General features: G+C 65.6%; 14 protein-coding genes. 6 read left to right on the top strand and 8 right to left on the bottom strand.

Annotation, left to right across the window (positions count from 1 at the left end; translation table 11 throughout):
* Positions 1-284: 284 nt before the first annotated feature.
* From cyoD to cyoA, 4 genes are read right to left on the bottom strand one after another with little or no spacing between them, the layout of a single operon-like run.
* Complete coding sequence (gene cyoD / locus BO1_RS36105) at positions 285-605, bottom strand: cytochrome o ubiquinol oxidase subunit IV (RefSeq protein WP_028221735.1); 321 nt, start codon at positions 603-605, stop codon at positions 285-287.
* On the bottom strand, positions 606-1,217 hold the full coding sequence (cyoC, locus tag BO1_RS36100; RefSeq protein ID WP_028221734.1) for a cytochrome o ubiquinol oxidase subunit III: 612 nt from the start codon (positions 1,215-1,217) through the stop codon (positions 606-608).
* Between the two features lie 3 nt (positions 1,218-1,220).
* Positions 1,221-3,224 (bottom strand): cytochrome o ubiquinol oxidase subunit I, encoded by a 2,004-nt coding sequence (gene cyoB, locus BO1_RS36095; protein ID WP_028221733.1) that lies wholly within the window; start codon positions 3,222-3,224, stop codon positions 1,221-1,223.
* Positions 3,225-3,229: 5 nt separating this feature from the next.
* Positions 3,230-4,123, bottom strand: a complete 894-nt coding sequence (gene cyoA, locus BO1_RS36090) for a ubiquinol oxidase subunit II (protein WP_028221732.1) — start codon at positions 4,121-4,123, stop codon at positions 3,230-3,232.
* Between the two features lie 606 nt (positions 4,124-4,729).
* Here cyoA and BO1_RS36085 point away from each other — a divergent pair.
* A complete protein-coding gene (locus BO1_RS36085; protein WP_043288010.1) occupies positions 4,730-5,554 on the top strand; it encodes an IclR family transcriptional regulator in 825 nt (274 codons plus the stop codon).
* Positions 5,555-5,578: 24 nt separating this feature from the next.
* On the opposite strand, the gene BO1_RS36080 is transcribed toward BO1_RS36085, so the two are convergent.
* The 4 genes from BO1_RS36080 to phnF all read right to left on the bottom strand — a co-directional run bounded on the left by BO1_RS36080 (position 5,579) and on the right by phnF (position 8,678).
* On the bottom strand, positions 5,579-6,472 hold the full coding sequence (locus BO1_RS36080) for a LysR family transcriptional regulator (protein ID WP_028221730.1): 894 nt from the start codon (positions 6,470-6,472) through the stop codon (positions 5,579-5,581).
* A 153-nt stretch (positions 6,473-6,625) separates the two neighbouring features.
* Positions 6,626-7,177 (bottom strand): phosphonate metabolism protein/1,5-bisphosphokinase (PRPP-forming) PhnN, encoded by a 552-nt coding sequence (phnN, locus tag BO1_RS36075; protein WP_028221729.1) that lies wholly within the window; start codon positions 7,175-7,177, stop codon positions 6,626-6,628.
* Positions 7,174-7,926 carry a DUF1045 domain-containing protein gene (locus BO1_RS36070; RefSeq protein WP_028221728.1) on the bottom strand — a complete coding sequence of 251 codons (753 nt, stop codon included), beginning with the start codon at positions 7,924-7,926 and terminating at the stop codon, positions 7,174-7,176. Before BO1_RS36070 ends, phnN begins: the two co-directional genes overlap by 4 nt.
* Positions 7,923-8,678 carry a phosphonate metabolism transcriptional regulator PhnF gene (gene phnF / locus BO1_RS36065; RefSeq protein ID WP_028221727.1) on the bottom strand — a complete coding sequence of 252 codons (756 nt, stop codon included), beginning with the start codon at positions 8,676-8,678 and terminating at the stop codon, positions 7,923-7,925. Before phnF ends, BO1_RS36070 begins: the two co-directional genes overlap by 4 nt.
* Before the next feature lie 182 nt (positions 8,679-8,860).
* On the opposite strand from phnF, the gene phnG reads away from it, so the two are divergent.
* The 5 genes from phnG to phnK are packed head-to-tail and all read left to right on the top strand — an operon-like array spanning position 8,861 to position 12,888.
* A complete protein-coding gene (phnG, locus tag BO1_RS36060; protein WP_028221726.1) occupies positions 8,861-9,355 on the top strand; it encodes a phosphonate C-P lyase system protein PhnG in 495 nt (164 codons plus the stop codon).
* Complete coding sequence (gene phnH / locus BO1_RS36055) at positions 9,352-10,035, top strand: phosphonate C-P lyase system protein PhnH (protein ID WP_084688472.1); 684 nt, start codon at positions 9,352-9,354, stop codon at positions 10,033-10,035. Before phnG ends, phnH begins: the two co-directional genes overlap by 4 nt.
* A complete protein-coding gene (locus BO1_RS36050) occupies positions 10,035-11,159 on the top strand; it encodes a carbon-phosphorus lyase complex subunit PhnI (RefSeq protein ID WP_028221724.1) in 1,125 nt (374 codons plus the stop codon). The genes phnH and BO1_RS36050 overlap by 1 nt, the downstream gene beginning before the upstream one ends.
* Positions 11,156-12,109 carry an alpha-D-ribose 1-methylphosphonate 5-phosphate C-P-lyase PhnJ gene (locus tag BO1_RS54145; RefSeq protein ID WP_043288002.1) on the top strand — a complete coding sequence of 318 codons (954 nt, stop codon included), beginning with the start codon at positions 11,156-11,158 and terminating at the stop codon, positions 12,107-12,109. The genes BO1_RS36050 and BO1_RS54145 overlap by 4 nt, the downstream gene beginning before the upstream one ends.
* The gene (gene phnK, locus BO1_RS36040) at positions 12,106-12,888 is read left to right on the top strand and encodes a phosphonate C-P lyase system protein PhnK (RefSeq protein WP_028221723.1); all 783 of its coding nucleotides are present in this window, start codon (positions 12,106-12,108) and stop codon (positions 12,886-12,888) included. The genes BO1_RS54145 and phnK overlap by 4 nt, the downstream gene beginning before the upstream one ends.
* The last annotated feature ends 1 nt before the right edge of the window (position 12,889 follow it).

Below are 12,889 nucleotides of genomic sequence, written 5' to 3'. Positions count from 1 at the left end.
GAGATTGACGGACTGCGCGGGCGATAAAAAGTGGCGGGACTCGAGCGCGCATGTCCAGATGCGATTTGTTCGTTACGCGAACTCATGATCGTTTAACGAACAATTGGCGCCCATGATAGGCGTCGCAGCGCGCGAGTGTCAAGCTGGCGTCTCACCTGATCGAAGGGGCATATTCCATCAGATGAAATGAAAACGGCCGCACAGAACATCTGTCTGTGCGGCCGTCGGCCTGTGCGGACCGGTGCCCCGACGGTTCCCGCCCGGGCACAGGACAGCGCCAGTGATTAACGCGACATCATGTTCATGCCGACGTTGTGCATGACCCAAATCGTGCCGAAGATCAGGAACGCAGCCGCCAGTACAGTATAGGCGAGCGAGAGCACATTCCAGCCCTGCCCCGACGACGTGTTCAGATGCAGGAAGAACACGAGGTGCACGATCACCTGCACGAAGGCCAGTACGGCGAGCACGACCATGATGATGCCCGGCGCCAGCGTGCCGTGCATGACGACGCCGAACGCAGCGGCCGTCAACAGCACCGCGAGGATGAAGCCCGCCACATAGCTGCCGAGGCTGCCATGGGCTTCGCTATGAGAATGTGCCATTTAGATCACGCTCCCGAGATAGACAAAGGTAAACACGCAGATCCACACCACGTCGAGGAAGTGCCAGAAAAGGCTGAGGCACGTGAGACGGCGCACTTCCCTGTCGTCCAGCTGCGGACGGCGGATCACCTGCATCATCAGCACGGCCATCCAGACGAGGCCGAAGAAGACGTGCACACCGTGCGTGCTGACCAGCACGAAGAACGACGAGAGGAACGCGCTGCGCTGCGGACCCGCGCCTTCGGCGATCAGGTGCGAGAACTCGCGCAGTTCCAGCACGAGGAAGAGCGCGCCCAGAATGAAGGTCACGCTCAGCCAGCCGAGTACCGCGCCGGTCTTGCGCTGGTGCGCACCGAGCATGGCGAAACCGTAGGTGATGCTGGAAATCAGCAGCACGGCGGTTTCAACGGCAACGTCGCTGAGATTGAACAGGTCCTTGCCCGTGGGGCCGCCCGCGAACTGATGCCCGAGCACGCCGAACGTGGCGAACAGCGCCGCGAACAGGATGCAGTCGGTCATCAGGTACACCCAGAAGCCGAACACGGACTGTGAGGGCGGATGATCGTGATGATCGAAATCGGCAAGCGTTGCCGTATTGGTTTTCTGTAACATCGCTTAAGCCTCCACAGCTTCCATCTTGCGCTCGGCGGCAACCGTCGCACGATGGCGCTTCTCTTCGATCTCGCGAACCTTCGCGGCCGGAATGTAGTACCCGTCGTCGTCGCCGAAGCTGCGCGCGGCGATGGTGACAACGATGGCGATAAACGCGAGCACACCGAGCCACGTGATGTGCCAGACGCCCGCGAAGCCCAGCACCAGGCTGAACATGCCGACAAAGAAGCCCGCCGACGTATTCGACGGCATGTGAATGTCGCTGTACTTCGCGGCGAGACCCATGCCACGGCCCGTTTCCTTCATGTGGGCGAAGGCGTCGATGTCCTGCACCTGCGGAATGAGCGCGAAGTTATAGACCGCCGGCGGCGACGAGGTCGCCCATTCGAGCGTGCGGCCATCCCACGGGTCGCCCGTGACGTCCTGGCATTCCGCCTTGTTGCGGTTCACGAACGCCATCACCCACTGGAGCACCTGGAACACCACGCCGAGCGCGATGATCGCCACGCCAATGGCGGCCACGATGAAATACGGATGCCAGGCGGGGTTGTCGTAGTGGTTCAGGCGGCGCGTTGCGCCCATGAAGCCAAGCACGTAGATCGGCACGAACGCCACGTAGAAGCCCACGAACCAGCACCAGAACGACGCCTTGCCGAGCTTTTCGCTGGGCTTGAGGCCGAACACCTTCGGGAACCAGTAATGCAGGCCCGCGAGGTAGCCGAACACCACGCCGCCGATAATGGCGTTGTGGAAGTGCGCCACGAGGAACAGCGAGTTGTGCAGCACGAAGTCCGCGCCCGGAATGGCCATCATCACGCCGGTCATGCCGCCGATCGAGAACGTGACCATGAAGCCGATCGTCCAGAGCACGGGCGCCGTGAAATGGACGCGCCCGCGGTACATCGTGAACAGCCAGTTGAAGATCTTCACGCCCGTGGGGATCGCGATGATCATGGTGGCGATGCCGAAGAACGCGTTGACGTCGGCACCCGAGCCCATCGTGAAGAAGTGGTGCGCCCACACGAGAAACGCGAGGATCATGATCGCGCACGAGGCATAGACCATCGTCTTGTAGCCGAACAGCGGCTTCTTGCAGAACGTGGCCATGACTTCCGAATAGATGCCGAACGCAGGCAGCACGAGGATGTACACCTCGGGGTGGCCCCACGCCCAGATCAGGTTCAGATACAGCATCATGTTGCCGCCGCCGTCATTCGTGAAGAAGTGCATCCCGAGGTAGCGGTCGAAGCCCAGCAGCGCAACGGCGATCGTGAGGATCGGGAACGTGGCCATGATGAGCACGTTCGAGCACAGCGCCGTCCACGTGAACACCGGCATCTTCATGAGGCTCATGCCCGGCGCGCGCATCTTGATGATGGTCACGAAGAAGTTGATGCCGGTAATGAGCGTGCCCACGCCTGAAAGCTGAACGGCCCATATGTAGTAGTCGACCCCGACACCCGGACTGTACGCGAGCTCCGAGAGCGGCGGATAGGCCAGCCAGCCCACCTGCGCGAACTCGCCGATGAAGAGCGACAGGTTGATGAGGATTGCGCTGATGGCCGTCATCCAGAACGACAGCGAGTTCAGGAACGGGAACGCCACGTCGCGCGCGCCGATCTGCAGCGGCACCACGAGGTTGAACAGGCCGACCATGAGCGCCATCGCCATGAAGAAGATCATGATGACGCCGTGCGCCGTGAAAATCTGGTCGTAGTGATGCGGCGGCAGGTAGCCCGGCCCGTCGAACGCCATCGCCTGCTGGACGCGCATCATGACGGCGTCGGCAAAGCCGCGCACGAGCATGAGCACGGCCACGATGATGTACATGAGACCAATGCGCTTGTGGTCCACGCTTGTGAGCCACTCGCTCCAGATAGTCTTCCACTTGCCGGTCGCGATCACGAGACCGAGCACGCCGATGACGATCAGCGCCATGAACGCCGTGGCGCCCATGATGATCGGCTGATCGAACGGGATTGCCTCTAATGTCAGTTTGCCGAACATGCTGCTTACCCCTTGGTCACGCACGACGGGTCGGTGAAATCCGTGACGTGGCCGTTGTTGTACTTCGCGATGATGTTGTTGAAGAGCTTCGAGTCGACCGTCGAGAAGTACTCGACCGGCGCCTTCTCGCTTGGCTCCGAGACCTTCGCGTACTGGTCCATCGAAAGCGACGTCTGCGACGCCTTCACCTTCTGGACCCACGCGTCGAAATCCTGCTGGCTCGTCGCGAGCGTGCGGAACTTCATGTCCGAGAAGCCCTTGCCGCTGTAGTTGGCCGAGATGCCCGCGTAGTCGCCCGCTTCGTCGGCGACCAGGTGCAGGCGCGTCTGCATGCCCGCCATCGCATAGACCTGGGTGCCCAGCTGCGGGATGAAGAACGAGTTCATCACCGAATCCGACGTGATGCGGAAATTGACCGGCGTGCCCACCGGCACGGCGAGCTGGTTCACCGTGGCAATGCCGAGGTCCGGGTAGATGAACAGCCACTTCCAGTCGAGCGCGACGACTTCGACGTTGATGGGCTTCGCGCTCGATTCGAGCGGCTTGTAGGGATCGAGCTCGTGAGAGGTCTTCCAGGTGAGGATGGCGAGGAAGAGGATGATGACGGCCGGAATGCTCCAGACCACCACTTCGATCGCGGTGGAATGCGCCCACTTGGGCGCGTAGGTGGCGTTGCGGTTGGACGCGCGGTAGCGCCAGGCGAAAAAGAGCGTGAGCAGGATGACCGGTATCACCACCAGCAGCATGGCCCACGTGGCCGTGGCGATGAGGTGCTTCTCGGCCAGGCCGACGCTCCCCTTGGGATCGAGCACGGTCAGCTCGCCGCTACACCCCGCAAGGGAGGCGAGCAACCCGCTGCCGAGGGGGATTAACCACCTTTTGAAGGCTTTTCTCTTCATGTTTGCCTGTTCTTCCGTTTAACCACCTGGACGCTTTTATGCATTTGCATCGCAAAATAGCCACGCGAAATGCACCCCTATCGTGTTTAGCGAAATTCTACGGAAAGGGCCTATCCGGAAATTTGATCTCGGACAGATTTTTGACCTTCAACATATCTCGATCGAGCAAGCGCGACGGAAAGACGCAATTTACTTTCAATTATCTTTCAAGCACGTAAATGACCGATGAAGAGGGGCTCTCAGCATGCGCAGAGCATGCTGTCCAAGGAAATAGAAAAGACTCCGGGGCATCGAAAAAGGGAAAAGCAACAAGTCCTGCATTTAGTCTGACATTAATATTCGACTGGCTCCCAGGAAGATAATTTGATAATAAGATTGAATCCAACATAACGCCGGAATATCTATTCGCGAATTACGTCAACCCTGATATTCGGCTTTGATATTGCTGAAAATCAAATATCAAAGCGATAAAGTCCGTTGCCGCCTCGACTTTCCGTCTCGAACGGCCTCGCTCGCCGTGCGCCGGTTGGCGAATCAATGCGCTTGCGCTATCGTCATGGGTTCCTTACGCGCCGCCTGAAGCCCTTGATCCGACGCCCCGACGCCATGAACCCCGCCAGCCGCGCTACGCCCGACCCTTCCGACGAGCAGCCGGAGATCCCCGAAAAGCCGGGCGACTCCTACGTGCAGTCGTTCGCACGCGGGCTTTCCGTGATCCGCGCGTTCAACGCCGAGCACCCCGAGCAGACGCTCACCGACGTCGCCGCCGCCACCGGCCTCACGCGCGCCGGCGCGCGCCGCATCCTGCTCACGCTGCAGACGCTCGGCTACGTGGAGGCCGAAGGGCGGCTGTTCCGGCTCACGCCCAAGATCCTCGACCTCGGCTTCGCGTATCTCACGTCGATGCCGTTCTGGAATCTCGCCGAGCCCGTCATGGAAGCACTCTCGGCCGAGGTGCACGAAAGCTGCTCGGCCGCCGTGCTCGACCGCACCGAGATCGTCTATGTGCTGCGCGTGCCCACGCACAAGATCATGACGATCAACCTCTCGATCGGCAGCCGTCTGCCCGCCTATTGCACCTCGATGGGGCGCGTGCTGCTCGCGACGCTCGACGAGGCGACGCTCGACGCCACGCTCGGCGCCGCGCCGCTCTACGCACACACGCCGCGCACCGTCACCGACAAGGACGAGCTCAAGAAGATCATCGCGCAGGTGCGCCAGCAAGGCTGGGCCATCGTCGACCAGGAGCTCGAAGGCGGCCTCATCTCGATCTCCGCGCCCATCCGCAACCGCCAGGGCCGCGTGATCGCCGCCATGAACATCAGCGGCAACGCGCAGCGCACTTCGGCCAAGCAGATGGTCAAGGCATTCCTCGATCCGCTCCTGCAGGCCGCCCAGCGCGTCTCGGAAATGGTGGCGCTGCGCACCTGATCCACCGGGCGGCGCGCGCCTGCCTCACGAAGCGTCGGCGAACACCTGGACGAGCCAGTCCGCGAAGGCGCGCACGCGCAGCGAAAGCTGCCGGTTCTGCGCAAACAGCACGGAAACCGGCATGGGCGGGGGCGGCTGGTCCGCCAGCACGACGCACAGCTCGCCGTTGGCCAGCTGCTCGCGCACGCGGTAGCGCGGCACCTGCACGAGCCCGAGCCCCGCAACGGCGCCGGCCGTGTAGAGCTCCGCCCCGTTCACCGCCACCGGGCCCGGCAGCGTGAGCGTGCGCACCCCCTCGGGCAGCGCGAATTCGAGCGGATGCGCGCGGCCCGTGGCCGGCGAGAGATAGTTGACCGCGTGATGGCCCGACGCGAGCGCGTCGATCGACGCCGGGTCGCCGTGCCGTTCGAGATAGGCGGGACTCGCCACCGTGACCTGCTCGAGCAGCGCGACGCGCCGCGCGATCATCGACGAATCGGCGAGCTCGCCCGCGCGCAGCACGCAGTCGACGCCCTCGCGCACGAGGTCGACGAATTGATCGCCCGAGCCGATGAAGAGCTCGATGCGCGGATAGCGCGCGAGAAACTGCGGCAGGCGCGGCATCACGAAATACTGCGCGAGCGTGCCCTGCATGTTCACGCGCAGGCGCCCCTGGGGATCGGTGTCGCGAAAGGCCTCCTCGGTTTCCTCGAGCTCGGCGAGCAGGCGCGTGCAGCGCTGGTAGTAGGCGTCGCCGTCGGGCGTAGGCTTCACCTGGCGCGTGGTGCGCTCGAGAAGGCGCACGCCGAGGCGCGCCTCCAGGCGCTTGATCGAATTCGTGACGGTGGCGCGCGGCAGGCTCAGGTCTTCCGCCGCATGCGTGAAGCTGCGGCGGTCGACGATGCGCGTGAATATCTGCATCTCCTGGAAACGGTCCAAGGGCACTCTCGAATGGGTTCACGGGGTCGCATGCATCTTCGCATGACCCATGGCACTCGCCAAAAATACCCAGTATCGATGCGCGCCCTTGCGCCCGCATAAGGTCGCCTTAAGCGCGCCCGGCGCATGCTTGCCGCCCCGCACGCGGCTCGCTCAGGCCATCGCCACCCGCTGCACCGCCGCGACGAAGGCGAGGCCCGCGTCCTCGAGCCTCCCCGAGTTGTCGATATGCGTGAGCGACGCGCCCGCGGGCACCTCGAACGGCGCGCGCCGCGCAAGACGCGCGGCCACCTGCTCCGGCGTCTCCCGTGCGCGCGAGGCGAGCCGCGCGGCCAGCACGTGCTGCGCGGCATTCACGTGCACGAGCGACATACGCGGATAGCGCGCAAGCGCCTCGCTCACGTAGGCGCGCGAGCCGTTCACCACCACCGTGCAGCCCAGCCCGAGCCATTGGTCGACCTCCACGCCGATGCCGTAACGCAGCGCATGGCTGCGCCATTGCAGCGCGAAGAGGCCAAGGCGCGAGCGCACTTCGAATTCGGTGTCGGTGAGCGCGATGTGGTTTTCGCCGCCGCCGGCTTCGCGCGTGATGTAGCGATGCGCGAACAGCACGCCCTCGGCCGCGAGCCTCGCCCGCGCGAAGCCGAGCAGCGAGTCCTTGCCCGCGCCCGAGGGGCCCATTACGTAGATCAGGCGGGACGTCATGCGCGCACCCGTGCCTGCCCGTCGGCAACGCAATCCGCGGGAAAATCCACGCGTCGCCATAACGAGAACGGCTCGCCCGGATGCGGCTCGACGTAGAGCGCGACACCCTCCACGGGCAGCGGGCCCGCGTCGCGCATCTGCGCATTCCAGGCATGCGTGAGCGAGGTGCGCAGCGCTTCGTCGTCGAGCGAATCGGAGAGCGTCATGTGGAAGCGAAATTCATCGAATACGTATGGGTAGCCCCATTCCTCGACATAGGCGCGCTGGCGCGGCGTGAGCGGCGCGTCGAGGCGCCTCGCCAGTTCGTCGGCCGTTTGCGCGGCGCGCAGGTGGCCGAGCGTGCGCAAGGCTGAAGCGGCGAGTTCGCGCAACGCCTGGGCGCCGCTTTCATCGGCGGCCCGCAGCGCGACGAAGCGCCCCAGCGTGGCTGCCTCCACCTCAACCTCGAAGCGCGCACGCCCCGCACCCCATGCCTGCGCGGCGGCAAGCAGCGTTTGCGGCGTCACGCCCGCCGCGAGACGGAACGGCGGCACGAGCGTGCCGTGCCAGCCATAACGGCGCGGCGCGCCCGTGAGCGCCTCAAGCGGCTGCGCGAGCGCGGCGGGCCGCGGCGGCGCGAGCGTCTCGCCGCTTTCCGGGTCGCGGCCGAGCCAGGCGCAGCCGGCCCGCCACCACTGCGACGCGCGCGGCGGCGCGTAATAGATCGCAAAGCGCGTGGCTTCGCTCCAGCTTTCGTGCGCCGCGCTCATACGTCGTGCTCCACCATCAGCTGCACGCGGTCTGCCGCGAAATGCGTGATGCCGTACTTGATCGGCACGCCGTCGAGATCGACGTCGACGTTCTCGACCCACAGCACCGGCTGCTGCCGGTTGATGTTCAGGCGCCGCGCCACTTCGGGCTCGGGCAGCACGCTGCCGATGCGGCTCCACTTGCGCAGATAGTCGCTCACGCCGTATTCGGCGAGCGCCTTCGAGGTGCTGTCCACGCGCTCCATGACCGCGGGAAAATCGGCGAAGCGCGCGGCCGGATACCAGCTGCGCGCGTAGGTGAGCGGCACGCCGTCCGACTCGTGCAGCGTCTCCAGCCGATAAACCAGCGCGCCCGCTCGCAAGCCCAGCGCCTTCGCAACGCCTGGATCGGCCTTCACGCGCGAGGACGCGAGCAGCTTGCCCACCGCCGAATGCTGGTGACGCTGCAGGTTTTCCGTGAAGCGCGTGCGCTTGCCGATGGTGTAGTCGATCGCCCCGGGCTGCACGAAAGTGCCGCGCCCCTGCTCCACGCTCACGAGGCCGAGCGCCGCGAGTCCCAGCATGGCGCGACGCACCGTGTGGCGGTTCACGTCGAAGCGCCGCGCGAGCTCGCCTTCGCTCGGCAGGCGGCCGTCATCGCCGAAGCCCTTGGCCGCGATCTCGGCCGCGAGGATCTGTTCGATCTGCCGCCACACCGCCACGCCTGCGCCGCGCTCGAGCGTGCTGTGCGGGGCGTCGTCGTTCGATGTCATGGTGCTGTCATTCCTCCCGGTTCCAATATGGGGTGTAGCTTGCGCATTGTAGTGTGCATGGCGTGATGAAAATATGAAAACGTTGCCCTTGCGCTCACAGTGTTGCTACCCGTTTAAACATCTAGACGTTTAGATGAGTAGATGCTTCAATGTACACCTTCGTTCACGACACAGGAACTCCGATGAACGCATCTCCCGTCCCGCCCACCGCCGCGTCCGCCGCACGGCGCGCCTGGATGGCGGTTCTCGCGCGCACCCCGCGCGCCGAGCTCGAAGCGGCCTTCAGCGCGGCGCTCGGCGGCGCGCGCGCGCCGGCCTTCGACTGGTTGCGCCCGCCCCAGACCGGGCTCGCGATGGTGCGCGGGCGCATCGGCGGCACCGGCAACGCCTTCAATCTCGGCGAAGCCACCGTCACGCGCGCCACGCTGCGGCTGCGTGCGCAAGGCGGCAGTGGCGCCACCGTGGGCGTTGCATGCCTGCTGGGCCGCGACAAGCGCCGCGCCGAGCTCGCCGCGCTCGCCGACGCGCTCCTGCAACAGCCCGAGCACCACGCCCGGCTCCAGGCGCAATTGATCGAGCCGCTCGCGGCACGCCTGGCGGCGCAACGCGCCGCGCAACGCGACGAGACCGCCAGCACGAAGGTCGAGTTCTTCACGATGGTTCGAGGCGACGCATGAACGAACAACCCAGCATCCCCGATACGCCCGGTACGTCCGGCACGCAGGCGGCCCTTCACGAGTCGCTCGATACGCTCGCGCCCGGTTTCGCCGATCCGGTCCACGACACCCAGGCCGTATTCCGCACGCTGCTCGGCGCGCTCTCGCGCCCCGGCACGATCGCCACGATCGAGACGCCGCTGCCCGCCGCGACTAGCGAGCCGGCCTCATCATCGGGTGCACCGCGCGCGGGTCTCGCGGTGTTTGCCGCGCTGCTCACGCTCTGCGACTACGCCACGCCCGTGTGGCTCGCGCAGCCCGACGCCGCGTTGGCGTCCGCGCTGCGCTTCCACGCGGACGCCCCGCTCGCGGGCACGCCGCGCGAAGCCGCCTTCGCCTACGTGCACGACGCAGGCGCGCTGCCGCCGCTCGATGCGTTCGCATGCGGCACGCCCGAATCGCCGGAGCAATCGGCCACGGTGTTCGTGCGCGTCGATTCCCTGACCGACGGCCCGTCGATCACGCTGCGCGGCCCCGGCATCGAGTCGACGCACACCATCGCGCCCGCCGGCCTGCCCGCGCGCTTCTGGGAGGATCGCGCCGAGCTCGCGCCGCTCTTTCCATGCGGCATCGACTTCTATTTCGTCTGCGGCGCCCAGATCATGGGCCTGCCGCGCACGACTCGCGTGGAGGTGAACTGATGTACGTCGCCGTCAAAGGAGGAGAGCGCGCGATCGAAGCGTCGTGGCGCCTGCTCGACCAGGCGCGCCGCGGCGATACCCGCGTGCCCGAGTTGAGCGTCGCGCAGATCCGCGAACAGATGCGCCTTGCCGTGGCGCGCGTGATGGCCGAAGGCTCGGTCTACGACGAGGAACTCGCCGCGCTCGCGATCAAGCAGGCTGCGGGCGATCTCGTCGAAGCGATCTTTCTGCTGCGCGCGTATCGCACGACGCTGCCGCGCTTCGGCTACACGCTGCCTGTGGAAACGGAGCAGATGGCCGTGCAGCGCCGCATCTCCGCCACCTTCAAGGACGTGCCCGGCGGCCAGGTGCTGGGAGCGACCTACGACTACACGCAGCGCCTGCTCGATTTCGCGCTGCTCGCGGAAGGCGACGATGCTTCGGATAGCGAATCGACTACGCTGTCTCATGCGCAACATAACGCCTCAAACGAAGCCGCGCCCATGCCGCGCGTGGTCACGCTGCTCGACAAGGAAGGCCTGATCGAGCAGGAGACGCCGTCGAGCGAGGCCTGCGAGCCCGGCGACCTCTCGCGCGAGCCGCTCGCGTTTCCCGCCGATCGCACCGTGCGCCTGCAGAACCTCGCGCGCGGCGACGAAGGCTTCCTGCTCGCGATGGGCTACGCCACGCAGCGCGGCTATGCGCATTCGCATCCGTTCGCGGGCGAGATCCGCTTTGGCTCGGTGGCCGTGGAAATGGTGCTCGACGAGCTTGGCGGGGCGGTCGAGATCGGCGAGATCGAATTGACCGAATGCCAGATGATCAACCAGTTCGCGGGCAGCAAGGATGTGCCGCCCGCCTTTACTCAGGGCTACGGCCTCGCGTTCGGCCACGCGGAGCGCAAGGCCATGGCGATGGCGCTCGTCGACCGCGCGCTGCGTGCCGAGGAGCTGGGCGAAACACTGGCCTCCCCCACCCAGGACATCGAATTCATGCTCTCGCATAGCGACAACGTGGAGGCCTCGGGCTTCGTGCAGCACCTGAAGCTGCCGCATTACGTGGATTTCCAGGCCGAGCTCGAACTCGTGCGCCGCCTGCGTGCGCAGCAAGAACGCGGCGACATGCCAACCGGGGAGGCCGCATGAACGCGCCCGATACCTTTGACGCCTCGCTCGCCTCGCACGAAACCCAGGCGGCCGAGGGCTACAACTTCGCGTATCTCGACGAGCAGACCAAGCGCATGATCCGCCGCGCGCTGCTCAAGGCGGTGGCCGTGCCCGGCTACCAGGTGCCGTTCGCTTCACGCGAAATGCCGCTGCCGTACGGCTGGGGCACGGGCGGCATCCAGGTGACGGCGGCCATCATCGGCGCGAACGATACGCTCAAGGTGATCGACCAGGGCTCGGACGACACCACGAACGCCGTCAACATCCGCCGCTTCTTCGCGCGCACGACGGGCGTCGCCACCACGCGCCGCACCCAGGACGCGACGATCGTGCAGACACGCCACCGCATTCCCGAAACGCCGCTCACCGAGAAGCAGATCCTCGTCTACCAGGTGCCGATGCCCGAGCCGCTGTTCCGGCTCGAACCGCGCGTGGCCGAATGCAAGAAGCTGCACGCGCTCGCCGACTACGGGCTCATCAGCGTGAAGCTCTACGAAGACATCGTGCAGCACGGCAGCATCGCCACGACCTACGACTATCCGGTGACGGTGAACGGCCGCTATCTCACGTCGCCCTCGCCGATTCCGAAGTTCGACAACCCCAAGCTCCACATGAATGCCGCGCTGCAGTTGTTCGGCGCGGGCCGCGAGCGCCGTATCTACGCGATCCCGCCTTATACGCCGGTGAAGAGCCTCGACTTCGACGATCACCCGTTCGAAGTGCAGCGCTGGGAGCACGCGTGCGCGCTGTGCGGCTCGCGCGAGAGCTTCCTCGACGAGATGATCGTCGACGATGCTGGCAAGCGCATGTTCGTCTGCTCGGACAGCGACTATTGCCACGAGCGACGAGACGCTGAGGATAGCCAGGCAAATTCGCAGGAAAATTCGCAGGCCAGCGCACAGGCATTGCCAGCAGGAGAACACGCATGACGCCGGGTTTCACGCCACTCCTTCGCGCCCGCCACCTCACGAAGCAATATGGCGGCCGCAACGGCTGCCGCGACGTGAGCTTCGACCTGTATCCCGGCGAGGTGCTGTGCATCGTCGGCGAATCGGGCTCGGGCAAGACCACGCTGCTCAACACGCTCGCGCTGCGCACCCCGGCCGACTCCGGCACACTGCAGTATGTGAACGCGAACGGCGAAACGCTCGACCTGCTCACGCTTTCCGAGCCGCGTCGGCGCCTGCTCGCGCGCACCGAATGGGGCTTCGTGCAGCAGAATCCGCGTGACGGGCTGCGCGCCGGCGTCTCGGCGGGCGCCAACATCGGCGAGCCGCTGATGGCCGTGGGCGCGCGCCACTACGGGCGCATCCGCCAGACCGCGCAGCAGTGGATGCAGCGCGTCGAGCTCGACGCCACGCGCATCGACGAATTGCCCGCCGCGTTCTCGGGCGGCATGCAGCAACGCCTGCAGATCGCGCGCAATCTCGTCACGGGCCCGCGCCTCGTGTTCATGGATGAGCCCACCGCCGGCCTCGACGTTTCGGTGCAGGCCCGCCTGCTCGACCTGCTGCGCACGCTCACCACGACGCTGCATCTCTCGGTGCTGATCGTCACGCACGACATTGGCGTCGCGCGCCTGCTCGCGCACCGCCTGATGGTGATGCAAGGCGGCAGCGTGGTCGAAGCGGGGTTGACCGACCAGGTGCTCGACGATCCTCAGCACCCCTACACACAAACTCTGGTAGCTTCCGTGCTGCCGGTATAGG

The sequence above is a fragment of the Paraburkholderia oxyphila NBRC 105797 genome (assembly GCF_000685075.1).
In the GTDB taxonomy this organism is placed as follows: domain Bacteria; phylum Pseudomonadota; class Gammaproteobacteria; order Burkholderiales; family Burkholderiaceae; genus Paraburkholderia; species Paraburkholderia oxyphila.
This window is presented reverse-complemented; position numbering and strand designations above follow the sequence as displayed.

Coding starts and splice junctions, on each gene's coding strand:
- BO1_RS54145 (WP_043288002.1), top strand. CDS start 11,156: ATGAACGCGCCCGATACCTTTGACGCCTCGCTCGCCTCGCACGAAACC.
- phnN (WP_028221729.1), bottom strand. CDS start 7,177: ATGACGTCCCGCCTGATCTACGTAATGGGCCCCTCGGGCGCGGGCAAG.
- phnH (WP_084688472.1), top strand. CDS start 9,352: ATGAACGAACAACCCAGCATCCCCGATACGCCCGGTACGTCCGGCACG.
- phnG (WP_028221726.1), top strand. CDS start 8,861: ATGAACGCATCTCCCGTCCCGCCCACCGCCGCGTCCGCCGCACGGCGC.
- cyoA (WP_028221732.1), bottom strand. CDS start 4,123: ATGAAGAGAAAAGCCTTCAAAAGGTGGTTAATCCCCCTCGGCAGCGGG.
- BO1_RS36050 (WP_028221724.1), top strand. CDS start 10,035: ATGTACGTCGCCGTCAAAGGAGGAGAGCGCGCGATCGAAGCGTCGTGG.
- cyoB (WP_028221733.1), bottom strand. CDS start 3,224: ATGTTCGGCAAACTGACATTAGAGGCAATCCCGTTCGATCAGCCGATC.
- BO1_RS36070 (WP_028221728.1), bottom strand. CDS start 7,926: ATGAGCGCGGCGCACGAAAGCTGGAGCGAAGCCACGCGCTTTGCGATC.
- cyoC (WP_028221734.1), bottom strand. CDS start 1,217: ATGTTACAGAAAACCAATACGGCAACGCTTGCCGATTTCGATCATCAC.
- BO1_RS36085 (WP_043288010.1), top strand. CDS start 4,730: ATGAACCCCGCCAGCCGCGCTACGCCCGACCCTTCCGACGAGCAGCCG.
- phnF (WP_028221727.1), bottom strand. CDS start 8,678: ATGACATCGAACGACGACGCCCCGCACAGCACGCTCGAGCGCGGCGCA.
- phnK (WP_028221723.1), top strand. CDS start 12,106: ATGACGCCGGGTTTCACGCCACTCCTTCGCGCCCGCCACCTCACGAAG.
- cyoD (WP_028221735.1), bottom strand. CDS start 605: ATGGCACATTCTCATAGCGAAGCCCATGGCAGCCTCGGCAGCTATGTG.